At 62.6% G+C, this 22,785-nt stretch carries 19 protein-coding genes; 7 read left to right on the forward strand and 12 right to left on the reverse strand.

Going from position 1 to position 22,785, the window contains the following annotated elements; genetic code table 11:
* The first annotated feature begins 140 nt into the window (after window positions 1-140).
* Both MAIT1_RS04735 and MAIT1_RS04740 read left to right on the forward strand, forming a co-directional pair.
* Complete coding sequence (locus tag MAIT1_RS04735) at window positions 141-812, forward strand: esterase/lipase family protein (RefSeq protein ID WP_143814655.1); 672 nt, start codon at window positions 141-143, stop codon at window positions 810-812.
* Window positions 813-871: 59 nt separating this feature from the next.
* Window positions 872-1,297, forward strand: coding sequence for a hypothetical protein (locus tag MAIT1_RS04740; RefSeq protein ID WP_085441136.1), 426 nt, complete (start codon window positions 872-874; stop codon window positions 1,295-1,297).
* Between the two features lie 132 nt (window positions 1,298-1,429).
* Here MAIT1_RS04740 and MAIT1_RS04745 read toward each other — a convergent pair whose 3' ends face one another.
* The gene (locus MAIT1_RS04745) at window positions 1,430-2,509 is read right to left on the reverse strand and encodes an IS5 family transposase (protein ID WP_085441137.1); all 1,080 of its coding nucleotides are present in this window, start codon (window positions 2,507-2,509) and stop codon (window positions 1,430-1,432) included.
* 129 nt (window positions 2,510-2,638) lie between these two features.
* Here MAIT1_RS04745 and MAIT1_RS04750 point away from each other — a divergent pair, with 129 nt between their 5' ends.
* A complete protein-coding gene (locus tag MAIT1_RS04750) occupies window positions 2,639-3,745 on the forward strand; it encodes a hypothetical protein (protein ID WP_085441138.1) in 1,107 nt (368 codons plus the stop codon).
* 5 nt (window positions 3,746-3,750) lie between these two features.
* On the opposite strand, the gene MAIT1_RS04755 is transcribed toward MAIT1_RS04750, so the two are convergent.
* From MAIT1_RS04755 to MAIT1_RS04775, 5 genes are all read right to left on the reverse strand, one after another.
* Window positions 3,751-6,591: a PAS domain S-box protein gene (locus MAIT1_RS04755; protein ID WP_085441139.1), complete on the reverse strand. Its 2,841-nt coding sequence runs from the start codon at window positions 6,589-6,591 to the stop codon at window positions 3,751-3,753.
* Window positions 6,592-6,822: 231 nt separating this feature from the next.
* Window positions 6,823-7,779 (reverse strand): electron transfer flavoprotein subunit alpha/FixB family protein, encoded by a 957-nt coding sequence (locus tag MAIT1_RS04760; RefSeq protein WP_085441140.1) that lies wholly within the window; start codon window positions 7,777-7,779, stop codon window positions 6,823-6,825.
* Complete coding sequence (locus MAIT1_RS04765; protein WP_085441141.1) at window positions 7,776-8,534, reverse strand: electron transfer flavoprotein subunit beta/FixA family protein; 759 nt, start codon at window positions 8,532-8,534, stop codon at window positions 7,776-7,778. Before MAIT1_RS04765 ends, MAIT1_RS04760 begins: the two co-directional genes overlap by 4 nt.
* 12 nt (window positions 8,535-8,546) lie before the next feature.
* Window positions 8,547-9,203, reverse strand: coding sequence for a thiol:disulfide interchange protein DsbA/DsbL (locus tag MAIT1_RS04770; protein WP_085441142.1), 657 nt, complete (start codon window positions 9,201-9,203; stop codon window positions 8,547-8,549).
* A gap of 4 nt (window positions 9,204-9,207) precedes the next feature.
* Window positions 9,208-9,642, reverse strand: coding sequence for an OsmC family protein (locus MAIT1_RS04775; RefSeq protein WP_085441143.1), 435 nt, complete (start codon window positions 9,640-9,642; stop codon window positions 9,208-9,210).
* Between the two features lie 228 nt (window positions 9,643-9,870).
* Here MAIT1_RS04775 and MAIT1_RS04780 point away from each other — a divergent pair, with 228 nt between their 5' ends.
* Window positions 9,871-12,597 carry an ATP-binding protein gene (locus MAIT1_RS04780; RefSeq protein WP_158089315.1) on the forward strand — a complete coding sequence of 909 codons (2,727 nt, stop codon included), beginning with the start codon at window positions 9,871-9,873 and terminating at the stop codon, window positions 12,595-12,597.
* Between the two features lie 11 nt (window positions 12,598-12,608).
* Window positions 12,609-13,658, forward strand: coding sequence for a nicotinate-nucleotide--dimethylbenzimidazole phosphoribosyltransferase (gene cobT / locus MAIT1_RS04785; RefSeq protein WP_085441231.1), 1,050 nt, complete (start codon window positions 12,609-12,611; stop codon window positions 13,656-13,658).
* Between the two features lie 341 nt (window positions 13,659-13,999).
* On the opposite strand, the gene MAIT1_RS04790 is transcribed toward cobT, so the two are convergent.
* The 6 genes from MAIT1_RS04790 to MAIT1_RS04810 form a co-directional block, all read right to left on the reverse strand.
* Window positions 14,000-16,288, reverse strand: a complete 2,289-nt coding sequence (locus MAIT1_RS04790) for a methyl-accepting chemotaxis protein (RefSeq protein WP_085441145.1) — start codon at window positions 16,286-16,288, stop codon at window positions 14,000-14,002.
* Between the two features lie 77 nt (window positions 16,289-16,365).
* The gene (locus MAIT1_RS04795; RefSeq protein ID WP_158089316.1) at window positions 16,366-16,995 is read right to left on the reverse strand and encodes a rhodanese-like domain-containing protein; all 630 of its coding nucleotides are present in this window, start codon (window positions 16,993-16,995) and stop codon (window positions 16,366-16,368) included.
* 284 nt (window positions 16,996-17,279) lie between these two features.
* The gene (cobS, locus tag MAIT1_RS04800; RefSeq protein ID WP_085441147.1) at window positions 17,280-18,026 is read right to left on the reverse strand and encodes an adenosylcobinamide-GDP ribazoletransferase; all 747 of its coding nucleotides are present in this window, start codon (window positions 18,024-18,026) and stop codon (window positions 17,280-17,282) included.
* A gap of 24 nt (window positions 18,027-18,050) precedes the next feature.
* Window positions 18,051-18,539, reverse strand: coding sequence for a LysE family translocator (locus MAIT1_RS04805; RefSeq protein ID WP_085441148.1), 489 nt, complete (start codon window positions 18,537-18,539; stop codon window positions 18,051-18,053).
* Window positions 18,518-18,664 (reverse strand): hypothetical protein, encoded by a 147-nt coding sequence (locus MAIT1_RS21775; RefSeq protein WP_158089317.1) that lies wholly within the window; start codon window positions 18,662-18,664, stop codon window positions 18,518-18,520. Before MAIT1_RS21775 ends, MAIT1_RS04805 begins: the two co-directional genes overlap by 22 nt.
* Before the next feature lie 18 nt (window positions 18,665-18,682).
* On the reverse strand, window positions 18,683-19,387 hold the full coding sequence (locus tag MAIT1_RS04810; protein ID WP_198947796.1) for a histidine phosphatase family protein: 705 nt from the start codon (window positions 19,385-19,387) through the stop codon (window positions 18,683-18,685).
* A gap of 264 nt (window positions 19,388-19,651) precedes the next feature.
* Between MAIT1_RS04810 and argS the strand changes: the two genes are divergently transcribed.
* Together argS and MAIT1_RS04820 are read left to right on the forward strand one after the other, a co-directional pair.
* On the forward strand, window positions 19,652-21,376 hold the full coding sequence (gene argS / locus MAIT1_RS04815; protein ID WP_085441150.1) for an arginine--tRNA ligase: 1,725 nt from the start codon (window positions 19,652-19,654) through the stop codon (window positions 21,374-21,376).
* A gap of 65 nt (window positions 21,377-21,441) precedes the next feature.
* Window positions 21,442-22,404 carry an SPOR domain-containing protein gene (locus tag MAIT1_RS04820; protein ID WP_085441151.1) on the forward strand — a complete coding sequence of 321 codons (963 nt, stop codon included), beginning with the start codon at window positions 21,442-21,444 and terminating at the stop codon, window positions 22,402-22,404.
* Window positions 22,405-22,785 lie beyond the last annotated feature (381 nt).

Genomic DNA, 22,785 nt, shown 5'->3' on the forward strand with positions numbered 1-22,785 from the left:
TCCCAACGACCAAACCTTGGGGCTCCGCCCCAAACCCCGCTGGGGGCGCGGCCCCCAGGCCCCGCCGCCGACCAGTCGGCGGCCAATAGTCAGCGCAAGTTCACGCTGCGTCACGCAAACATTGGCCGTTTTGCGCCGTTTTGGATTTGTCTGGCTATCACAGAGGGAGTCGCGCCATGAGCGCCGAGCCGGTGATTCTGATCCATGGATTGTGGATGGCGGGGGCGGAGATGACCCTGCTGGGCAGTCGTCTGGCGGATGCGGGCTTTGCCACGACGCGCTTTCGCTACCCGTCGACGCAGAAGGGGATTCTGCAACACGCCGACGCCCTGGCCGAGGCGGTGCGCCAAAACGCCGGACCGCGCGCGCCGCATCTGGTGTGCCACAGCCTGGGCGGGTTGGTGGCGGTGACCATGTTGCAGCGCCATCCAGAGTTGCCGGTGGGCCGTGTGGTGGCGCTGGGCTCGCCCCTGCGCGGCAGTTGGATGGCGCGACGGCTGGCGCGTCACGGCTGGGGCGCGCGCATGCTGGGTTTCAGCTATGAGTCGGCGCTGAAAAACGGCGTCAAACCGCCGGTTCCCGTTGGCATCGAGATGGGCTCCATCGCGGGGACGTTGTCGGTGATCGGGGCCAACAAGATCTTTCGCGGTCTGCCCGAGCCCAGCGACGGCACCGTGAGTCTGGCGGAGACCCATCTGGAGGGGGTGGCCGACCACGCCACGGTGCGCGCCACCCACATGGGGCTACTGCTCTCCACCACGGCGGCGGAGCAGACCGAGTGGTTTCTGCGCGGGGGGAGCTTCGCTGAGTGATTTGTGTGGATAGGCTGCTCGTTAGTGGTTTAAGGACCTGAAAAGAGTGGAGTAAGCGGATGGCGGACTGGAAGCGGGAGCGGGTTCAGAAGAGTTCTCTACGGTTTGCTGAACAACTTCGCGCCTTTCCAGACGTGGTCCCAAAGGCGTGCGCCCCTTTGCTGGAGAGTGCGGAGCAATTTGTCGACCTTCCTGAACTGTTCTATAGGGATTCAATTTTATCCGAGCGTAAACAGCGGGAACTCTTGACCTCGACAATCAGTTTGCAAGGCGCAAATTTTCTCTTTGCCATACAACAATGCCGTCTCATTGATGAGTTTTTTGCGCTCTGGCTTGTGGGGTGTGCGAGCGGACTCAATTTGAAGAGAGAGACGGCCTTGTGCGCCGAGATTTACGCTGTGATGCAGGCCCTTCTCAACAGCGATACGGTCACAAGCAAACAGAAAATCGCATTCTATTGGAATTTTGCTTTAGCAGGGTGCTGAAATTATGATCTCTTCTCCGCTCACCAGCGCCGGGAAGATTTTTTTCTGAGGTTTTTGAGTTCTGATTGAGTTGAGCCCTCCCTGTTTGTCCACTTATGCGGTCAGAGGGCGGTCATTCCAGCCCTTTTGCGTTCATATTTCCGCCAACTTGCGCATTCGCACCAAATTGTATGCCGCCAAGGCAAAGGTGAAGGCCCATTCCACCCTCTGCTGGCCAATGAAGCGCGTTTTTCTCATCGTTCCAACCGTCTTGATCCAGCCGAACACCTCTTCAATGCGTTTGCGCTTTCTCTGGCTGATCACATAGCCTGCATGCCGGGTCGTGCGTCCATCAATGGCCGAGCGGCGATTGGTGGTGTTTTGCGCCACATGCGGCGTCACTCGCAGAACTCTCAAGCTTTTCACAAAGTCTTGCGTGTCATAGCCTTTATCCGCTCCCAGGGTGACCGGGTGACGCCCCGGCAATTCAGACGCCATCTCCAGGGCGGCGTCCCGCTCTGCTGTGCCGCTGGCGCAGGTTAATCGGGAGTCAACCACCAGACCGTTGCGATTCTCCATCAGGGCGTGGCCCATGTAGGAAAGTTTGGCCTCTTTCCCTTTGCCTTTGCGGTGGAGACGCGCATCGGGATCTGTCGTGGACGCATGGGTGTCGTTGGCGCGCGTCTGTTTATGAAAATCGACTTCCGGGTTGCGCGATCCTCCGCTGGGCGGATCGCCAGAGCCATCGCGCGGGCGAAAGCTCTTGGTTGACGCCCACGCTTCGATCAATGTCCCATCCACGCTGAAATGTTCGTCAGACAGATATCCGGCTTTGCCAGCCTGGTCTTTGATCTGATTGAAAAAATCCCGAGCAACCTGGGTGTTGATCAACCGCTCCCGGTTCTTGCTGAAGGTCGTCACATCCCAGACCGGATCATCCATCGACAGCCCCACAAACCACCGATACAGCAGGTTGTAATCCAGCTCTTCCATCAACATCCGCTCACTGCGAATGGAGTACAGAACCTGGAGCAGCAAGGCGCGAAGCAGTTTTTCCGGCGCGATGGAGCGCCGTCCCGTCGGGGAGTAGAGTTCCGCAAACGCGTCGCTCAACTCAGCCAGCGCCTGATCAACCAGCGCGCGGATTGATCGCAACGGGTGGCGCTGCGGAATCCGGGATTCAATGGAAACGTAGCTGATCAGTGAAGCTTGCTGAGTATCATCTCCGCGCATAATCCCAACCTTTCCATATGATATCGTTGAGAATTATTATATCATGACGATAATGGACAAGCTCGGATCAAGTAAGACTTTTTCAGCACCCTGTTAGATGAGAATTCTGCAGCGAAATTCGACAAGAGTATGCCGGAACCCAAGGAACGGTTTCTCGTTTTATTGGCCAAGGAATCCGCCACAGATCCAAAATGGGCCGCCAAGTGGGTCAGGGATACAGCGCACAGCTTTTCGCATGAAAGGCGTGTGCCGGAGGGCAGGATATATCATCCCATTGGCCTGTTCCCAAAGCGGCTTCAACAGAGAGTGGCGTTGCTTTTATCAGACGTAGACCCCTTCTTGGCTATTGGGATGCTGAGTGGTTTGCTGGGGTATCGGCGCTTTATCAAAAGATCTGGCATGGATTGCCTGGATCCAGACCCGGATTATCGTGTTGTGGCGCAAGATCTCTATCGGTTGATGAGGCAAGAGAGTGACTTTCATGTAGATGATAAAATCACCGTTTTGACGTGCTTGTTGCAGAATGGATTTCCAGACCAAGACTACTGGCCTCAATTGATTGATGCGTTGGGAGAGGCTCTTTTGCTAGTAATGATTCAGAATCGAAATATATATCGGGAGGCCTTGCGCCAGATGGCGTTTTTCACGCCTATGGAACACCGATATTATGAAATCATCTTTGATAAAATAAAAAGTTTATTCTTTTGCGAATCTGTAGAGAGTGATCTTCGTGAAGTGTATGTACGTGTTTGCTTTATGAGGGATTGTATTGATATGTGTGTTTCGGAATCCGATGGATCAAGAGATGGGATCTCCATTGCAAAGAGAAATCCATCCTGTGTGGCGAATGCAGACCACCCGCTCCATGTTTTGGCGCATGAAGCGTATTGGAGGTATGTGAAGCAGTTGGAAACAGCCAATCTGAAATATGCGATGAATGCTTTGGAGCGGGGGATGGGCAGTGAATCACAGATACTGGCCACTGAGGCGACACAATACTTTATCAACCGCTTTCCCGCTTTGATCCAACAGGATGTCGAGCAAGCAGGGTGGGCGTTATATGGCGTGGCGGAAAGTTTGAACAGGTGCGGGGCTGGAAGGCGAACAGGCGATAAGTACGGATTTAACGACCGCTGTAGGGATCAGGCGTTCGGCGCGTTAATTGGCTTGCTGAAGGAGAAGAGCGCAAAGGCGGCGCAAACCGCTCTCAGCGGATTCCGCCACTGGAGTGATTGAGTCGGTTAGCTTTCTGAACAAGGAGTTGCCGCCAGCGCCTCAATGGCCGCCAGCAGGTCGCTTTTTTTGATGGGTTTGGTCAGGTAGTCGTCACAGCCGGCGGCGATGGCCAGACTCTTGTCCTCGGCAAAGGCGTGGGCGGTCAGCGCGATGATGGGCAGATGCGCGCCCTCCTGTTGCAGCTCCCATTGGCGGATGGCGCGGGTCGCCTCCAGTCCATTCAAACGCGGCATCTGGATATCCATCAGCGCCACGTCAAACGCGCCGCCGTCGCACACCAGCCGCACCGCCGCCGCGCCATCATTCACCACCTCCAGCGCGTGGGGCGTCTTCTGCAAAAACGCGCGAATCAACATCTGATTGTCTTCGGAGTCCTCCACCAGGAGGATCCGCAAGGGCGCGCTCGCATCCGGCGTCGCTTGCGCCGGAACGCTCTCCAGGGCGGGCGCGCTGGGCGGCAGGGGCAGATCCACCTCGAATACGCTGCCCACGCCCTGCTCGCTGCGCAGACGGATCGCGCCGCCCATGTGGATCGCCAGATGTTTGGTGATGGCCAATCCCAGCCCGGAGCCGCCATATTTGCGCGATAGGCTGGAGTCCACCTGGGTGAAGTGCTCGAAAATATGCTCCTGATGCTCTGCGGGGATGCCGATGCCGGTGTCCGTCACGCGGATGCGCACGCCGTGGGGCATCTCCGGCAGCGGCGCAATGGAGACGGTCACCGAGCCGCTCTCAGTGAATTTGATGGCGTTGCTGATGAGGTTGAACAGAATTTGACGCAGGCGCGTCTCATCGGCGCGCACGCTATGGGGCATTGGCCCGGCGATCTGCAACTCCAACGCAAGCCCCTTGGCGCGGGCGTTCTGCTCGAACAGCTCAATGGTGGCGCGCAGCAGGTCGAGCAACACAAAGTCGGCGTTTTTCAGTGATAGCGCGCCCTGTTCCAGACGCGCCAGCTCCAGCGTGGTCTCGATCAACGCCAGCAGCGCCTTGCCCGCCTCCTTTTGTTTGCGCAGGAGCTTGCGCTGATGCTCTTTGGCGCAGCTCTCCTCCATCAACTCGCCCATCCCCAGCATGACGTTGATGGGGGTGCGGATCTCATGACTCATAATGGCGAGGAATTCGGTTTTGGCGCGACTGGCGGCTTCGGCCTGCGCCTTGGCCTGTTGCAGTCTGAGTTCGCCCTGTTTGCGCTCCGAGATATCCCGCACAAAGCCGAAAAACGTCCCCGGCTCCTGAGCCAGGTGGGTGGCGCTGACCTCCGCATTCCAAATTTCGCCACTCTTGCGCCGGTGTTGAGTCTCAAACACAGCGTGGCCGTTGCGGATGATCTGCTGCATGCGCGCGTCAACGTCAACCTGTTGTTCAAGAGCTTCCAAATCCGTGATCTTGAGCCGTAATAGCTCTTCGCGGGTATAGCCGGAGAGGGCGCAGTAGGCTTGGTTGACGTCAATGATCACGCCGTCGCCGCTCACCGCCCAGAAGCCATCGCCGCTGGTCTCCACCACGGAGCGGTAGTGGCTCTCTTTGAGAAGAGCGGTCTGTTCGGCGCAGATGCGCTGGGTGATGTCCTGCGCCATGCAGAAAATGCGCGTGACTGCGCCGACGTCATTCTGCTGCCGCGAAAGGGAGAAGTCGGTCCACACGACGGCGCCATCGCGGCGGAGGAATCGCAGCTCCAGGCGCGCATGCTCGGTTTGGCCGTGGAGCAGATCCTGGAACGCGCGGGCGCAGGACGGGGCGTCCTCCGGGTGGATGAGCGAGGTGACCGGCAATCCTGACAGCTCTTCGACGGTGCGTCCCAGCAACGAGGCGAAAGCGGGATTGACCTCCTGCAGCCGACCATCGATATCGCACTGGATAATGCCGATGGCGGTATTGTTGATGAGGGCGCGATGACGCTGCGCACTTTCGCGAATGGCGCTATCCGCCGCAACCCGTTCGCTGATGTCGCGCGAGACGCCAATCAACTGTGTCTGCCCGTGAATCTCCGCGCGCACCACGGTGACTTCCACCGGGAACTCGTCGCCATCCCGGCGACGGTGACAGGTCTCGAAGCGGATCTGCTGATCGGGGGCCAAGGAGCCCAGCTCGGAGGCGAAACGTTGGGCGTCCATGCTGGGGTCGAAGTCGGTTGGCGACAGGATCAACGCCTCTTTGCGCGTGTATCCCAACGATTCGCAAAAGGCGCGGTTGACGTCGAGAATCTTCCCGCTCTGTGGGGAGCCGATAATAACGCTTTCCGACAGCGCGTCCAGGATGATGCGATAGCGCGAATTCTCCTGGGCGATATCCTGCGCGCGGGTTGCGGCCAACTCCTCAAGATGGGTGTTGACATCGCGCAGCAGCGATTGTTGATACACCGTCGCCAAGCCCGCTTGGGCGGTTTCGCGAAAAGCGGACAGCAACTCCTGGGCGAGTGGAGTAAAGGGATTGGCTCTGTTGTCGAGAATGCAGATGGTGCCAAAGATCTCCCCGGTGGGCCAGGTGAGGGGCAGGCCGCAATAGGAGATCATCCCCAACGGGACATCGGGGTTGTTGGCCCACTGCGGGTCGGCCAGGGCGTCGGGCACGCGCAGCATCTGCCGGGTGTCCATCACCCGTTCGCAATAGAGCCCGGAGTCCAGATGCTCCGTGGCGCCTTTTTGGTAGGGGGAGTCCGCTGTTTCGGCGGAGATAAAGACTTCGATATCGTTGGCGTGAACCCGCATGATGAGCGCGGCGGGAACTTGCGTAGCGCGCGCCAGGGTGTTGACCACCTGTTGCCATGCGTCGATCATCTCCGCCGGAACAGCGATCGATTCCAGCGTGCGGTACTTCCCTGCAACTTGTCGATTTGAATCCATGATCGAACTCCATTTTCCACAACCCAGCCCACGTCAGCGGCTCTGTGGGGTGACAGAGCATTGACGACGATTTCTGCGAGATCAGTTGGGAAAAATCAGCTCAGGGCGACGGCAATGTCGCGCTCTCCTGAAGGAGTCCTGCAAATTAATTAACTTAATAGCAATAATAGAAGATCGAATGGAACGAGCCAAGCGGAATGTGGACTGGGCTCGAAGCTTTGGCAAGGCGGTTCACTGACGCGCCGCCAGCAGCGCCAACCACTGGGGGATCGCCTCGCGCAGGTCCATGGTCAGGCGGTAGTCGGCTACGGCGTGGAGGGGGGCGCCCGGATCGTTGTTGATGCTGACGATGCAGCGCGCGTCCTTGATCCCGGCGATGTGCTGAATGGCGCCGGAGACGCCGACGCCGATGTAGAGGTCCGGGGCGACGATTTTGCCGGTCTGCCCCACCTGCCAGTCGTTGGGGGCCAGCCCCGAGTCCACCGCCGCGCGGGTGGCGCCCACCGCGCCGCCCAGGGCGTCGGCGAGCTGTTCGATGAGGGTGAAATCCCCGGCGCTGGCCATGCCCTGGCCGCCACACGCCACCACCGCCGCTTCGCGCAGATCGGGACGTTCGCCCCGCGCCGGTTGGAAATCCACCACGCGGACAGGGTCATCGGCGGGCTCAGTAGGCGGCGCCAGCGTCGCTACGGACGGAGGCGGGGCGTCGTCGGGCGGCGTAAACGGGGCGAACGCCGCCGGGCGCGCGCTGAGTAGGATGGGCCAGCGGTCGGTGGTGAGGGTCTGGATGGCGTTGCCCGCATGAATGGGGCGAGAGAAGGTGTGCGCATCCGTCACCGCGCAGATCTCGCTCAGCGGCTGCGCGCCCAGTCGTGCGGCCACGCGCGGCAGTATCTCCCGGCCCCAGGCGGTGGCGGGCAGAATCAGATGGCTGTATGCGGGCTCGGCAGCGTCCATGGCGTGGGCGATGTAGGCCGCTTGCGCCAGAGCGGTGGCGGGGGGCGCTTCTGACGGGGTCAGAATGCGCGCAACGCCTCGAATATCATCTGCGAGGGATTGCGGCTCCAGAACCAGTAAATCCACCGACGCGCCGATGGCGTGGGCCATGCTCAGGGCGCGCCAAGTGGCGGGGACGATGGCGCCGTCGCGGCATTCGGCGACCAGCAGGGTGCGCAGTGGCGGCGTCATGGCAGCGCTCCCGCCTGGCGCAGGGCGGCGTCCAGTTCGGCGATGCTCTGCACAGCCACGCCTGTGGGACGTTGCGGCGGTTCGCGGGTCTCCATCACGCGCCAGGCGGCGTCCGGCGTCACCCCCAACTCCGCCAGGGGAATGCTCTGCAGGGGCTTGCGCTTGGCTTTGACGATATTGGGCAGACTGGCGTAGCGCGGCTCGTTGAGGCGTAGGTCGGTGGTTATGAGAGCGGGCAGGGGCAGGGTGAGGGTCTCAATGCCGCCATCGCACTCCCGCGCCACGCGCAGGCGGTCGTTCTCGTGTTCAATGCGCGAGGCGTAGGCGGCCTGGGGCCAGCCCAGCAGTTCGGCCAGCATCGGCCCCACCAGACCGGCGTCGCCATCCACCCCCTGCTTGCCGCAGATCACCAGATCGAACCCTTCGCGCCGCACCAACTCGGCCAGCGCGCGGGCGATCTCCAGGCTCTCCAGCGGCGCGGCGTCCGCTTCCGTTTCGATCAAACGCGCCTCATCCAACCCCATGGCCAGGGCGGTGCGCAGTGACTCGGCGCAGTCGGCCGCGCCCACGCTGGCGCCCACGCAGAGGCTCGCCAGCCCCGCTTCACGCAGTTGCAGCGCCGCCTCCACCGCGATCTCGTCGAAGGGGTTGACCACCGGCTTGACCCCCGCCAGCGCCATGCCGGAGCCATCCGGCGCGGGCCGCGCGATCACCGCCGGGTCGGGGACCTGTTTGATCAGAACCAGAATACGCATGAGTCGGCGGACTTACTTGTGCGCATCTTTTTGGATCAGCGCTTCGACGATGGCGAACAGTTTGTCAAAGTCGCCGCCAGCATTCTCGCCCGCAGTGAGGCGGTACTTGCCGTTGACCACCAGGGTGGGGGTGCCGCGCACGCCCATCTCTTTGGACTGCGCGCGCCCTTGGGAGATCTTGGCGGTGACGCCAAAGCTCTGCATGTTGCCCTCCAGGGTGGCGAAGTCCACCCCCGCTTCCCGGGCGATTTCGCGCATGTCGGACTCTTTTTCGATGTCCATATCCTGCTCGAAGTGGGCTTCGAAAATCGCCTGCTTCATGCGTTCGCCCTGGCCCATGAACTCCGCCGCATAGTAGGCGCGGGCCGGGTAGTCGGTCTGTTTGCCCCAGAACAGCGGGATCGAACGGGTCTCCACCGCATCGCCCATTTTGCGCGCCCAGGCCGCCATCTTCGGGTGCAACGCAAAGCAGTGCGGGCACTTGAAGTTGAATACCTCCGCCACCACCGGCTTGTTGCTGCCGGTGGGAACCGGCGGCTTGACGACGAAGTAGTGTTTGCCTTCAATCAGTTGGTCCGGCGTGATGGTCTCGGCCTGGGCCGCTTGCGGCAGCCACAGCGCCATCACGATCAGCCACGCCAAAGCGCGCAGTGCAAGGGACTTGTGCATGAATTCACTCCGCAGCGTCGGCGTCGATGATGCTGAAGCTGGTTTCGATCTTGGCGGTCTTGCCCAGCATGATGGAGGCCGAACAGTAGGTTTGCATGGAGAGTTCGATGGCGCGCGCCACCGCCTTTTCCGTCAGCTTGCGCCCGGTGATGGTGAACTCCAGTTTGATCTCGGTGAACACTTTGGGCTCGGTTTCAGCGCGCTTGGCGACCAGTTCGGCCACGCAGTCGGTGACGTCGTGACGCCCTTTGCGCAGGATGTTGAGCACGTCGATGGAGCTGCAGCCGCCCATGCCCATGAGCAGCAGCTCCATGGGACGCACGCCGATATCGCGCCCGCCCACCTCTTCGGCGGCGTCCATCACCACCGCGTGGCCAGAGCCCGATTCGCCGAGCATGGTGATCCCTTCAATCAATTTCACGCGCGCCATGGTGGCCATGGATTGCTCTCCTCATTCGTGCTTTGGACACGGTCTTTGTGGGCGCAACGGCGGCAATGGTTGCGCAACCGATGCGGGTTTGAACGCCACATGATGGGAAAACCGTCGCCATTTGGCAATGGCGGCAGGCAACTTCCGACGCTTTGGCGCGCATTGTGCGGTTGCTGTCCCCACCCTGGGAATTGTGGCATACTGCAACGATCCATTCTGCTCGGGGGGGCAAAGAGTGTGAAATCCAGACTGTTCATAACTGTCGTTATTCTGACCTGTATACTCATCGGCGCGGCGCGTCCCGCGTGCGCCGAGCAGGCCCATGTGCTGCTGCTCAACTCCTATCATCCGGGCCAGGTTTGGGGCGATGGCGAGATGCAGGGCATGCGCGAGGCGCTGTCGCAGAGCCCATTGGATGTCGTGCTGCACACCGAGTATATGGACACCAAGCGCATCGTCGATGACGCGCACTTTGACAACCTGTTGCGACTCTTCATCCACAAGTACGCCCAGCGCCCCATGGCTGCGGTGGTGGCCATGGACAACAACGCCTTTGACTTTATCCGCCGCCATCGGGACCAACTGTTCCCCGGCGCTCCGGTAATCTTTTGTGGGGTGAATTTTTTCCATCCGGGGCAGTTGGCGGGACTGTCCGGCTTCACTGGCGTGGCTGAAGCGTTTGATGGTCGCGGCGCCGTCGAGGCGATTCTGCGCATTCACCCCGACGCCAAGCGGTTGCAAGTCATTGCCGACGACACCAACACAGTTCGCGCAATCCTGGCCGACCTGACGCCGGTGCTGGAGGCGTATGCCGAGCGGATACCGTTCACGCTCCATAGGGGGGTGAGCTTTGATGAGCTGATGGCGCAGGCCGCCTCTTTCAAACCTGGAGATGTGGCGCTGTTGCTGCCCTTCTCCCGTGATCGTCTGGGACGACACATGCCCACCACCACAGTTGCCGAGCATGTTGCGCAAAGCGCATCGGTTCCGGTGTATGGTTCGTGGGACTTCCACTTGGGGCATGGCATCGTTGGCGGGCGCCTGACCAACGCCCAGGCGCAGGGACGCAAGGCGGGCGAGTTGCTGTTGCGGGTGCTCGCTGGCGAAGCGCCGGAGCGGATTCCCGTGGTGCGCACGCTGCCTGGGGCGTTCATGTTCGATGCGCGCCAGCTGGAGCGTTTTGATATCTCCTGGAGCGATCTGCCTGCGGGTAGCCAGATCCTCTATCAGAGCTGGTTGCAACTCAATCGCGGCAATCTGTTGGCGGCGGCGCTGTTTGGCGCGCTACTGCTGCTGGCTTTCTACGGCTGGGGCGCCAATCACAGTCAGAAACTGCTCAGTCAGGCTGCGCTGCGCGACAGTGAGGCGCGCTTTCGCACTCTGTTTGAACTCTCGCCGGACCCGGTGTGGATTTTGGCCGATCAGCGCTGCGTCGACTGCAACCAGGCGGCGGTGCAGATTCTCGGCGCCCCCAGCAAGGCGGCGGTGATGGGCTTGCATCCCGCCGATGTGTCGCCGCCATTGCAACCCAATGGCGAGGACTCCTACGCCATGGCCGATCGCCTGCTGAACAAGACTGTGGCGCAGGGCCCCAGCCATTTTGAGTGGACCCTGCAGCTCATGGATGGGGCGCAGATGGTCACTTCTGTGGCCATGCGCCCGTTCACCCTGGATGGGCGCGCGGTGGTCTACTGCACCGTGCGCGACATCACCGACGCCAAGGCTGCCGAGGAGGCGCTGCAAGCCTCCACCCACGCCGCCGAACTGGCGCGGGAGGAGGCGCAACAGGCCAACCGCGCCAAGAGCGAGTTTTTGGCCAATATGAGCCATGAGATTCGCACCCCCATGAACGTCATCGTCGGCATGGGGGAGATGCTGTTGGAGATGGAGGAGGATCCGCTCAAGCGCAGCTATATCGAATCGGCCCACAGCGCTGGGGAGTCGCTGTTGACGCTGATTGACGATATTCTGGATATCTCCAAGATTGAGTCGGCCAAGTTGGAATTGGCGCAGCGCCCGTTTGAACTGGCCCGCTTGATTGAGAGCATCGAACGAGTGTTTGCCCTCACGGCGCGCAATAAGGGGCTCACATTCTCGGCTCATGTGGATCCGCAACTGCCTGCGTGGTTGCTGGGGGATGAGCAGCGTTTGCGCCAGGTGTCGACCAATCTGTTGGGCAACGCCATCAAATTTACCGAAAGCGGTTGGGTCGCCCTGCGCGTGACAGCGGACCCCGCAGGCGTGCGCTTTACCGTAGCGGATTCCGGGATCGGTATCGCCAAAGAGAAGGTTGAGACCATCTTTCAGCCGTTTGCCCAGGCCGATGGGGGGGTTACGCGCCGCTTTGGCGGCACCGGATTGGGGCTCTCCATCAGTCAGCGCCTGGTGGAGGCTATGGGGGGGCGTATGGGCGTCGACTGTGACGTGGCGGAGGGCGCCCAGGTGTGGTTCTGTGCGCCGCTGACAGCGGCGCAGCCTGAAGCGGCGACGCAGCAACCCTTTCCCTACCGCATGACCCTGGACGGCGCCGCGCAGGAAATGGCGGCTATGCGCATTCTTATCGCCGAGGATTGCGATGAGAATATCAACCTGATGCAAGCCTACCTGCGCGATACCGCGCATCAGATCCACTTCGCCCGCGATGGCGAACAGGCGCTGGAGGCGTTTCGCGATGGCGCGTTTGATCTGGTGCTGATGGATGTGCAGATGCCGCGACTGGATGGCTACAGCGCCACTCGCGCCATGCGCCAGTGGGAGGCCGAGCAGGGCGCCGAGCCGACGCCGATCCATGCGCTCACCGCCCACGCATTCTCAGAAGCGCGGGATCAGAGCCATGCGGCGGGCTGTGATGGTTTTCTCACCAAACCCATTCGTAAACGGGATTTGCTGAGTTTTTTGCATGGCTTGAGCGATGCGCAGGAAGCGGACGCCGAGGCGGCGTCCACAGCAGGGAACAGTGCGTGACAGGGTGGATGATGACGGGAGCTTGGTGGAAGGCGCCGCCCAAGGCGATTGATCAGGGGATGCGGGAGGCGGCGTTTGCGCGCCAGGGGCAGTTGACCAAGCCGCCGGGATCGCTGGGACGGTTGGAGACGGCGGCGGTTGACTTGGCCGGTATGCAAGGCTGCGTCACGCCGGGCATTGAGCGACCCTGGATCGTCATTTTCGCCGCTGATCATGGTGTGGTTGCGGCGGGGGTGTCGGCGTTTCCGCAGTCGGTGACCGGCGAGATGATCCGCAACTTCTCACGCGGCGGCGCGGCCATCTGCGTGTTGGCGCGCGAGAGCGGCGCGCAGCTGGAGGTGGTGGATGTGGGCTCGGTGGAATCGCCTGGAGAGCTGCCAGGGGTGCGCGATGCGCGCATCGCCGCCGGCACGGCGGATCTGAGTCAAACGGCGGCCATGACGGCGGAGCAGTGCCAACAGGCGCTGGCGCAGGGGCGCGCGGCGGCGGCGCGGGCGTTGGACGCGGGCGCCGACCTGTTCATCGGCGGCGAGATGGGCATCGGCAATACCACGGCGGCGGCGGCGTTGATCTGCGCTTACACCGGCCTGGCGCCTGCGCTGGTGTGCGGGCCGGGCACGGGGTTGGACGCCGCAGGCGTATCACGCAAGGCGGCGGTGGTGGCGCAGGCGCTCAAGCGGCAGGGCGCGGCCACCGGCCCGGCGGTGTTGACGTTGGCGCAGTTGGGCGGGTTTGAGATCGCCGCGCTCTGCGGCGCCTACATTGCCTGCGCCCAGGCGGGATTGCCGGTGGTGGTGGATGGGTTTATCGCCAGCGCCGCCGCGCTGGCCGCCGAGCGCATGGCGCCGGGAACGCGGGCGTGGATGCTGTTTGGCCACGCCAGCGCCGAGCCCGGCCACGCCGCTGCGCTCAGTGCGTTGCAGGCGCAACCGTTGCTGGATCTGGGGTTGCGGCTGGGGGAGGGCAGCGGCGCCGCCGCCGCGCTGCCGCTGCTGCGGCTGGCGTGCGCGCTGCACCGCGACATGGCCACCTTCGCCGAGGCGGGAGTGTCGCAGGGGTGACGACAGTCAGTTGATTGCAAAATTGGACATTGGCGATTTTGGCGATAGAGTCGCTAGCATTCAAAAGTGAACAGATGGGCGCTGGAAGATATCGAGGGCTTTGCCCTCGAGCTCCCAACGACCAAAGCGTGATTCGGGCCATCCATGGCCCTCACCCTTCGGGCTCGCTGCGCGAGTCCGATTTGGCATTCCTGCCAAATCGTGGGGCGCCGCCCCACACCCCGCTGGGGTCGCGGACCCCAGACCCCGCCGCCGACCAGTCGGCGGCCAATAGTCAGCGCAAGCTCAGCCTGCGTCACGCAAACATTGGCCGCTCCGTACAGTTTTGGTTTTGACTCACTCTATTGCGTTGTTGCATCGACCGCCGCGCTGGCGGAGGAGAAGCGGAAGCGCGCCGCCGCCTCGCGCAGGGCGGCGGCGTCATCGCGCAGCAGGTGCGACAGGTCGCCCACCGCGCCGGACATCTGATCCAGACTCTCCATGCGCTCGATCATGCAGCCGCTGAGGGATTTGACCTGATCGGAGCTGGTGAAGAAGTCTTCGGTGCGCTCGCGCATCACGCCGGACTGTTCGCGCATGGCGGTGGCGTTTTCCGCCACGCCGTGGGCTTCGGACACCGCGCTCTGCGCCGTGCCGACGATCTCCTGCGCGCCCTCGTTGGCCTGTTGCGCGGAGTTGGCCAGGGTCTTGGCCGCCCCCTCCAACTCCTGCGCCGTCTGCGTCACGCTGTCGGTGGCGGTGTTAACCGCGCGCAGCGACTGCATAATCTGCTCGATGGCGTGTGCTTGAGTATTCATGGCGTCGGTGATGTCATGGTTGGCGGTGGCGACGTTGTCCATGCCGTCGCGCACCTGCGCCATGCTGCGCTCCACCTGGCGGGTCATGCCCTGCATGCGGTCGATGTTGTCGGCGATGGCGTCGGTGGCTTCGGCGGTCTGCCGCGCCAGCGCCTTGACCTCATTGGCCACTACCGCAAAGCCTTTTCCCGACTCCCCGGCGCCCGCCGCTTCAATGGAGGCGTTGAGGGCCAGCATGTTGGTCTGTTCGGCGATTTCGTTGATCAGGTGCACCACGTTGGTGATCTCGCCCGTCGCGCGGAGCAGCGAGCCAGTGGCGTCGGTGGCGCTGGCGACGTGGCTGCGCGCCGTGTCGCTCTCGCTGCTGGCGCGTTGGCACATGGCGCGCACCGATTGTTGCGATTGGTTGAGGTCGCCCACCGATTGCGAGACCTCGCGCATGGCGTGGTTGACCTGCGCCAGATTCGAATTGACGTTGAGCATGCTGTCGGGCATGGCGTTGGCGGCCTCCATCATGCCGCTGACGATGCCGCCAGCATGTTCGGAGGCGTCGGACATGGCGGTGATGATCTGCTGGAACGCCTGCGCGGCGCCCTCAGAGGCGACAGCCTGCTGCTGATTCTTCTCCACCAGTTGGAACACGGTGCGGGTGTTGGCGTCCACTTCGCTTAAGGTGTCGCCCACCTCACGCACCATCTGCGCGCCATCTTTGGCCGCTTGCGAGAGCCCCTGACGCAACTCGGCGATCTGACTGGCGGCCTTCTGGATGTGGCTGACCTTGTCGACGATCAAGGAGAGCAACGCCTCCAGATTGTCGGCCATGGCGTTGGCCCCCTGCATGATGCGACACAGCTCATTCTTGGAGTGGGGGCGGCGCGGAAAGCGGAAGTTCAGATCGCCCTCGGCCAGTTTGGAGAGTCCATCCAGGGTGGTGACCACCTGGCGATTGAACAGACGCTGGTAGAGCCACAAGAGAGAGACCGCCAGCACCACGCCAATGGCGGTCCACACCAGAGCGCTGTTCTGTGCGCTGTTGGCTTGGTTGCGCGCCGCTTCAGCGGCGGCGTCGGCCTGTTTGCTGGCCGATCGCACCCCGGCGCGCACCAATTGCGCAAACTCCGTGGCCTGCGTCTCCATGGCTTTGGAGTTTGTCTCCACGCGCTGGTGGTTGTCGATCAGCTTGGCGAAGGTGGCGCGATAGGTCGCTACGGCGGCGCGAAAATCCTTCTCCAACTCCTTGCCTGCGGCGTCGCGGTCGAATCGGTCGAGCATCACCCGCACCGAATCGGCGCTCTCCTCGTTGCCGTTCATCAAATAGGTCAACTCGGCGACCTGATACTCCCCCAGCGCCTCCTCCAGGTCGGGCGCCTCCAGGTCGTAGACGATCAACTCCACATTCTCGCGGTCGGTCACAAGTTGCGCCCGCGCGGTCAAGCCCGTGGCCATGGCTTGAGCCATGGCGGCGAAGGTGTCGCCGTAGCGGTTGACCGCTTCGCTCAGAGTGGCGCGGGTGGTGGCGGGCAGGCTGCGCAGTTGCTCGCGGATCTCCACCACCAGCGGCGCAATGGTTGCGGCGACTTTGGGGTCTTTGGTGAGCAGGAAGTTCTGCCGCGCCGCTTCGGCGCGGTTCATCGACAGGGCGATCTCATACCACGTCTCTTTGAGCGCCAGCGGCCCGCTATGCAGCTCGTCGTTCAATTGCTGCACGCCGCCAATGGCGCGGTAGTTGAACCCGATCACCACCAGGAAGATGAACAGCGACAGGCCCGAAACCAGCCCGATCAGCCAGCCGCTTTTCCACTTGATGAAGGTCTTTTGAATGATGCCGCTCATGGGCTGGCGCCACCTCAGGCAGAATCAGGCGAGAAAGGGGCGCGGACCGATCCCGGTCCGCGCCGACGTCGACCGATTTACGGCGTAACGAACGCCAGACCCGCATCGGCCCAATCCTGGCTGCCGCCGCGGAAGTAGTAGATCTTGCCTTCATAGCCAAACTCCACCAGCGCGCGAATGCCGGTGGGGCTTTGGCCGCACCACCAACCGTTGCAGAAGGCGATGAGATTCTTGCCTTTAAGCTTTTTGATCTTGGCTTTGGCTTTGGTCTTTTTGCCGGTCAGGTCGGTATAGGGCAGGCTGATGGCGCCGGGCAGGGTGCCTTTGGCGTACCACGCCGGGGTGCGCATATCCACGATGAGGGTTTTTCCCGAATTGATTTCGTCGGCCATTTTGGCGAAGTCATCCACCTCCACGGTGGTGGCGCCGTCAATGCTCTTGGGCTGGACGCAGAAGGGTTTGCACTTGCGGTTTTCCGGCGATTTGAAGGCGTCCAGCATGGCGCGCCCGCGATCCTGCGTCACCTCCACGCCGTTGAGGGTGAAGGGGGCCAGGGTCACGCTCTTGGCGTGTTTTTGTTGCTCACTGGCCACCGCTGCGCCCAGTGGCGCGCCGCCGCTGCCCGCCTCTTCGCTCATGGCTGGCGCCGCCCATCCCAGCGCCAGCGCCATAGCCGCCAGCATCACTCCTGATCGCATCTTTTTCATTACGCATATCCCCCCTGAGGACATTTGAATTGCACGGATAGTCATTAGCGCGTAACGCTATGTGACGGCACCGAGATATTTTGGAGATGAACTCATCATGTTGGAAAAATACGCCCTATGTCTACAGAATAATGTAATGGAGTGACAAAAAAACATCCTGCAAATGTACTAATATGACAAGCTACTGTATTTAAAGGGTGTTAATATTAGTAAAACAGGAGACTCTGATACTTATAGCTGCGATATGGCTATCTGCTTTGGGGAGAAAGAAGGGCGCTGTCGGATTAACCAATGCTGAGGCTAACTGTTAACAGAATGAGGAAAGTGGTCTCGCTTTGGGTTAGGAGCGCCCCAGCGATGTCGCCGGTAAACCCGCCAAAGCGACGCATGAGACGGCGGCGGAGAAGCCACAGAAGGGGCAGGAACAGGATCAGGGCGGCGGCGCTGCGCAGGCCGCCCAGGGCGCCGCAAGCCAGGAGGCCCAGCAGGATGGCCAGCCACACGGCGGCCTTGGGCGCGCGGCGCGCCTGCTCGGCGCCCATGCCGTCGGCGCGCAGATAGGGGGTGGTGACAAACAGCGCCGACAATGCGCAGCGACCGGCCACCGGGGCGCACACAAACAGCCAGGGGTCGCCCCACAGCAGCAGCACTTTGGCGCCGCCGGTCATCAGCAGCAGGGTGAGGACGATGGCGATCACCCCCATGGGGCCGACGTAGGGGTCTTTCATAATCGCCAGGGCGCGCTCCCGATCGCCCATGCCGCCCACGGCGGCGTCGGTGGCGTCGGCTAGCCCGTCCAGATGCAGGCCGCCGCTGAGCCACACCCACAGGGCGACCAACAGCGGCGCGGCCAGATCGTAATGCACGTGGGACAGCGCCATGGCCGCTGCGGCCAGAATCGCGCCGATCACCGCCCCCACCAGGGGGTAGAGCGCCACCGAGCGACCGAGATCGCGCGCATCGGGGGTGACGCTGCGCGGCATGGGCAGGCGGGTGAGCAGGCCAAAGGCGGCGACAAGGGGGGCAAGCATGGCGCGCACTCCAACGGCGGCGAGTTAACGGATGGTGAGAAAGGCGACGCCAAACGCCACCAGGACGCCGCCGCCCACACGACTGCCCCAATAGGAGGCGCCGCGCCAACGGCGCATGGCGGAGACGCTCAACGCCAAACTGCAATACCACAGCGCGGCGATCACGCCCGGCGTGGCGGCCAGAAGCGCCAAATCCTGGTTGGAGGCGTTGGCGGGCGCCAAAGTGCTAAACAGGGCGCCGTAGAACAGCAAGGATTTGGGGTTGGAGAGGTTGGTTAGAGCGCCGTCACGGAACGCCCGCCACAAACCAGTTCTGGTTACGGGATGTGTGGACGTCGCACTCTCGTGCGAAGGGCGCGCGCGCCACAGCGTCACGCCCAGCCACACCAGATAGAGCCCGCCGATCATCTGTGCGGCGCGCATTCCCACCGGGTGGGCGCGCAGCAACTCGCCCAATCCCAGTAGCGCGGCCAGCGCCCAGGTTGCGCTGATCAGCGCCACGCCCAATCCCATGGCCACGGCGGGGCGCGCCCCGCATGCAACGCGCGTTGGCTCACAGCGACAAAGTTGGGGCCGGGGGAGGCGATGGCGGCTGCGGTGATCAGCACCGTCATGCCCCACTCAGCAAGGCTGATCATACGGGGTCCCCGGCGGGATTAGTCCTTTTTGCGGCGCGCGCGCGGCTGGCGCGGCGCGGCGGCGGGCAGGTTGGGCGAGGCGTCCTGTTCAGCGTTGCGCGGCGCGCGCACCCCGTGATGGATCAGGCGGACATAGAATTTGCCATCCAACGGGTCGGCGCGCAGGCGCGTGCGGCAGGCGTAGGGCACCACGATTTTGGACAGATCCTTGGGTGACATGCCCAGCGCCATGGCCACCAGATTGCGCACCACGCCGCCATGGGTCACCACCAGCACATGGCTGTTCTCGTTCTCCAGCAGCAGTTGCGCCCAGGCCGCAGCCACGCGGTTTTGCAGATCGGCGATGCGCTCGCCCTCGGGCGGCGGATTGCTGTCGGGGTCGCGCCAGAACTGGCGCAGCCCTTCACCGTCGGCGGACTCCAGAATCTCGGTGGCGCTGCGCCCCTCCCAGCGGCCAAAACGCAGCTCATGAAAGCGCGGCTCCACCCGCAGCGGCGCGCCGGTGCGGCTCGACAGCTCCTCAGCGAACTGCCGACAGCGTTTGAGCGGCGAGGTGACGATCAGGCTCCACGGCTCCGGCGGTTCGCAGGCGGTGCGCATCTGCTCCCAACCCGCTGCGCTCAGCGGATCGTCAAGAGCGCCGCGAAAGCGCTCGCCGCCGTCCGGTTCGCCATGGCGCAGGAGGTCGATGAAAGTGCCGTGAGGGTCGTTTGGGTTGCGCAATGCCGTCTCCTGCATAATCAGGGCGTGGCGGCGTCAGGCGCACGATGCAATGATTGCCGCTACACGAAATATAAGAGGCATCATGCCGTGTTTTCCCCCCCGGCGTCCAGAGCTGATTCGCGTGTCGTCAGCTATGGACAAATTCAGCGCAACAGGCCAACATTTCCGGTTTGATCCACCCGCCCATAGGCGGATGTCCGCTCAGCAATGGCCCACGCGTCTGTTCGCGCGTCGGGCCGCGACAGTTATGAAGAGGTTCGCCCCATGCGGGACTCCCTGAAAGCCGCCATCGATCACGCCCTGACCGCCCTTGTCGCCCAAGGGGATCTGCCTGAAGGGACCGATTTCTCCAATGTGCGCGTGGAGCGCCCGCGGGAGAAGTCCCATGGCGACTTCTCCACCAATGCGGCCCTGGCGCTGTCCAAAGCGGCGCGCTGCAAGCCGCGCGATCTGGCCGAAAAGCTCATCGCCGCGCTGCCTGCTGACGGCGACGTGGAGAGCTGTGAGATCGCCGGGCCGGGCTTTATTAACTTCCGTATGAGCCCCAACCGCCTGCGCGCGGTGATCAGCGACGTATTCGCCGCCGGGGCCAACTATGGCCGCGGCGACTGGGGCGGCGGCGAGAAGGTTCTGCTTGAATATGTCTCCGCCAACCCCACCGGGCCCATGCATGTGGGCCATGGCCGCGGCGCGGTCACCGGCGATGCGCTGTCGCGTATTTTGGACGCTGCGGGCTACGATGTGACGCGGGAGTATTACATCAACGACGCTGGCGGCCAGATCTATGTGCTGGGCAAATCGGTTCTGTTGCGCTACGCCGAGCTGTTCGGCGACGCCATCACCATCCCCGATGGTTGTTACCCGTCGGAGTACGTCATCGACATCGCCCAGCGCATCCGTGACAAGGATGGCGACAAATGGTTGACGATCGCCCGTGAAAATCCCGACGCCGCGCCGCGCGAATTGCTGGTCCAGGCCATGGACGTGGTGCTGGGTTGGATCCGCCAAGACCTGGAGAAACTGGAGATTCGCTTCGACGAGTGGTTTTCGGAATACGCTTTGCATAGTGAGGGGGCAGTCGCGCACGCCATCGACGTATTAGCGTCTCGCGGATGCCTCTATGAAGGGGTGCTGGAGCCCCCCAAAGGCAAGCAGCCGGAAGATTGGGAGGCGCGTCCTCAGCGCTTGTTCAAAGCCACGGATTTTGGTGACGAAGTGGACCGGCCCATTCAGAAGTCGGATGGGTCCTATACCTATTTTGCCGCCGACATCGCCTATCATTTGAACAAGTTGGAGCGTGGTTACGGGCGTTTGATCAACGTTTGGGGCGCCGATCACGGCGGCTACGTCAAACGGGTGGAGGCGGCCATTGAAGCCCTCACCGGACGCAAGAACGTGTTGGATGTGCGTCTGGTGCAGATGGTCAATCTGACCCGCGGCGGCGAACCGGTAAAAATGTCCAAGCGGGCGGGTAATTTCGTCACCTTGCGTGAGGTGACCGACGAGACCGGCGCCGATGCGGTGCGGTTTTGGTTTTTGACCCGGGCCGGGACCAGTCAGCTCGATTTCGATCTCGATCTGGCGGTTTCCAAGAGCAATGAAAACCCGGTTTACTACGTGCAGTACGCCCATGCCCGGGTCTGTTCGCTGTGGCGGCAGGCTGCGGAAAAAGGGCTGGGAATGGATGAGAGCCGTATCGCCGAAGCCGACTTGTCGGCGCTGGGCGAAGCGGCGGAATTGGATTTGATCCGCTTGATGGATCTGTTCCCCGAGGTGGTGCAAGGCGCGGCGGAAAGTCATGAGCCGCATCGCATCCCCTACTATTTGTTGGAGTTGGCCGCCGCGCTGCACGCCTTCTATAATGGGCATCGCGTTCTCGGCGAAGATGTGGCCCTGCGTGATGCGCGCATGGCTTTGATGACGGCGGTTCGTCAGGTGATCGCCAACGGACTGCAACTGATCGGCGTACAGGCCACGGAGCAGATGTGAACGCCAAGTATCCCACATCAAACAGATATCGGCGCAGGCAGAAGCCCGCATGGCGACGTCCTCCCGTGGTGACGGTAGCGGCCGCTTTGTTGGGCGTGGCGCTGCTGTGGATGAGCCTCGGCGGCGATGATCCCCAGCACGAAGCCCAGGCCCAGGCCGATGGCGTGATGCAGGCTCAGCGCGAGCCTGGCGAAGCCCAGGCGTTGACCAGCCGTCAGGTGACCGTGCCGTTGGATATCGCCGCGCGCAGCGGCGGCGTCGCCAAGCCTGCCGAAGGCGGCCTGACCGCTGGCGTGTCGCGTCCCAATGTCGCCCCCAAGCATGTGCAGAAATCCGCGCCCCGCAGCGAAGCGTCATTGTCGCCGTCGCCCGATAGCGCGCCGTTGGACGGCGTGAGCCAGCGGGAGGAGGAGACGGTCGCGGATCTGCAGCCCGATGTGGAGATGCGCTTCTACACCGAACTGGCCAAGAAGCATGTGGTGATCCCGGTTGAAGCGGTCAATACCCCCTCCATGGGCGCCGCGGTCTCCCGCGTGAGCCATCGCGCCCGTTCGGTGGGCGATAAGCAGGCGGTCTCCTCGGTCTCCGTGGCGAAAGCGCCCAAGCGCGTGTTCCGCACCGATCTGGCCAAGGCCGCGCCCAAACCGGCCAACGCCGCCACCCCGGCCAGCGAGCGGGTGTGGAATCCAAAAAAGGAGCAGGTGGCCAAGCGCGCGCAAGTGGCGCACCGTCCCAATCTGGCCAATTGGAACCCATCGCAGGCCATTGATGCGCTGATGGCCAAGCGCGCCGCGCGGGATGATTCGTTCATTTTGCAGGTCGCCTCTTTAAGCAAGCAGCAGGAGGCCAACGCCCTGGCGTCGCGCCTGCAAGGTCGTGGCGCCCCCGCCCGCGTGGCGGTGGGCCAGATTGATGGTCGTCCCATCTATCGCGTGCGCATCGGTCCCTTCCCTAGTCGCGACGCGGCCATGGCCGCCGCCTCCCGCTATCGCGTCAATGGCGCGAAAGTCTTTGCCAATAAAGGCTAAAACCTCCCTCCCCAAAGCGAGTGGTTGACATTCGCGTCGATTTTGAGGATTAATCTCTCTTTCTGGCTCCATTAAACGAGCCTGCCGCATCGCCCTGGCTCCCATCTGGCCTGTGGGCGTTTCGCTGTTTGTCGCCGGGCGCTGTTTTGCTCTGTCGGTCAGCGGCGCAGCGGCGGCGTTCTTACGCTTGTCTCTTGCTCGGTCTGCGAATCTGTGGCGGTTCGTGGGCCGATTTCGTCATGACACTCATGACATCAAACGTCGCGCGCGGCCCTGCAGTTTGGTGCGGGCGCGCGGCGTGGGTTGTTCGCACAACCGACCCGCCGATTGGCGGCGTGGGCGCGGGCGCTCCATTCACTTTTCAGCCATTGGGAACTCCGA

The sequence above is a fragment of the Magnetofaba australis IT-1 genome (genome assembly GCF_002109495.1).
In the GTDB taxonomy this organism is placed as follows: domain Bacteria; phylum Pseudomonadota; class Magnetococcia; order Magnetococcales; family Magnetococcaceae; genus Magnetofaba; species Magnetofaba australis.

Bases quoted from the DNA above. Each gene is read 5' to 3' on its own strand.
- MAIT1_RS04750 (WP_085441138.1), top strand. From the start codon at position 2,639: ATGCCGGAACCCAAGGAACGGTTTCTCGTTTTATTGGCCAAGGAATCC.
- MAIT1_RS04760 (WP_085441140.1), bottom strand. From the start codon at position 7,779: ATGACGCCGCCACTGCGCACCCTGCTGGTCGCCGAATGCCGCGACGGC.
- MAIT1_RS04790 (WP_085441145.1), bottom strand. From the start codon at position 16,288: ATGAGCGGCATCATTCAAAAGACCTTCATCAAGTGGAAAAGCGGCTGG.
- MAIT1_RS04805 (WP_085441148.1), bottom strand. From the start codon at position 18,539: ATGGGATTGGGCGTGGCGCTGATCAGCGCAACCTGGGCGCTGGCCGCG.
- MAIT1_RS21775 (WP_158089317.1), bottom strand. From the start codon at position 18,664: ATGATCAGCCTTGCTGAGTGGGGCATGACGGTGCTGATCACCGCAGCC.
- MAIT1_RS04765 (WP_085441141.1), bottom strand. From the start codon at position 8,534: ATGCGTATTCTGGTTCTGATCAAACAGGTCCCCGACCCGGCGGTGATC.
- MAIT1_RS04745 (WP_085441137.1), bottom strand. From the start codon at position 2,509: ATGCGCGGAGATGATACTCAGCAAGCTTCACTGATCAGCTACGTTTCC.
- MAIT1_RS04795 (WP_158089316.1), bottom strand. From the start codon at position 16,995: ATGAAAAAGATGCGATCAGGAGTGATGCTGGCGGCTATGGCGCTGGCG.
- MAIT1_RS04740 (WP_085441136.1), top strand. From the start codon at position 872: ATGGCGGACTGGAAGCGGGAGCGGGTTCAGAAGAGTTCTCTACGGTTT.
- cobT (WP_085441231.1), top strand. From the start codon at position 12,609: ATGACGGGAGCTTGGTGGAAGGCGCCGCCCAAGGCGATTGATCAGGGG.
- cobS (WP_085441147.1), bottom strand. From the start codon at position 18,026: ATGCTTGCCCCCCTTGTCGCCGCCTTTGGCCTGCTCACCCGCCTGCCC.
- argS (WP_085441150.1), top strand. From the start codon at position 19,652: ATGCGGGACTCCCTGAAAGCCGCCATCGATCACGCCCTGACCGCCCTT.
- MAIT1_RS04755 (WP_085441139.1), bottom strand. From the start codon at position 6,591: ATGGATTCAAATCGACAAGTTGCAGGGAAGTACCGCACGCTGGAATCG.
- MAIT1_RS04770 (WP_085441142.1), bottom strand. From the start codon at position 9,203: ATGCACAAGTCCCTTGCACTGCGCGCTTTGGCGTGGCTGATCGTGATG.
- MAIT1_RS04775 (WP_085441143.1), bottom strand. From the start codon at position 9,642: ATGGCCACCATGGCGCGCGTGAAATTGATTGAAGGGATCACCATGCTC.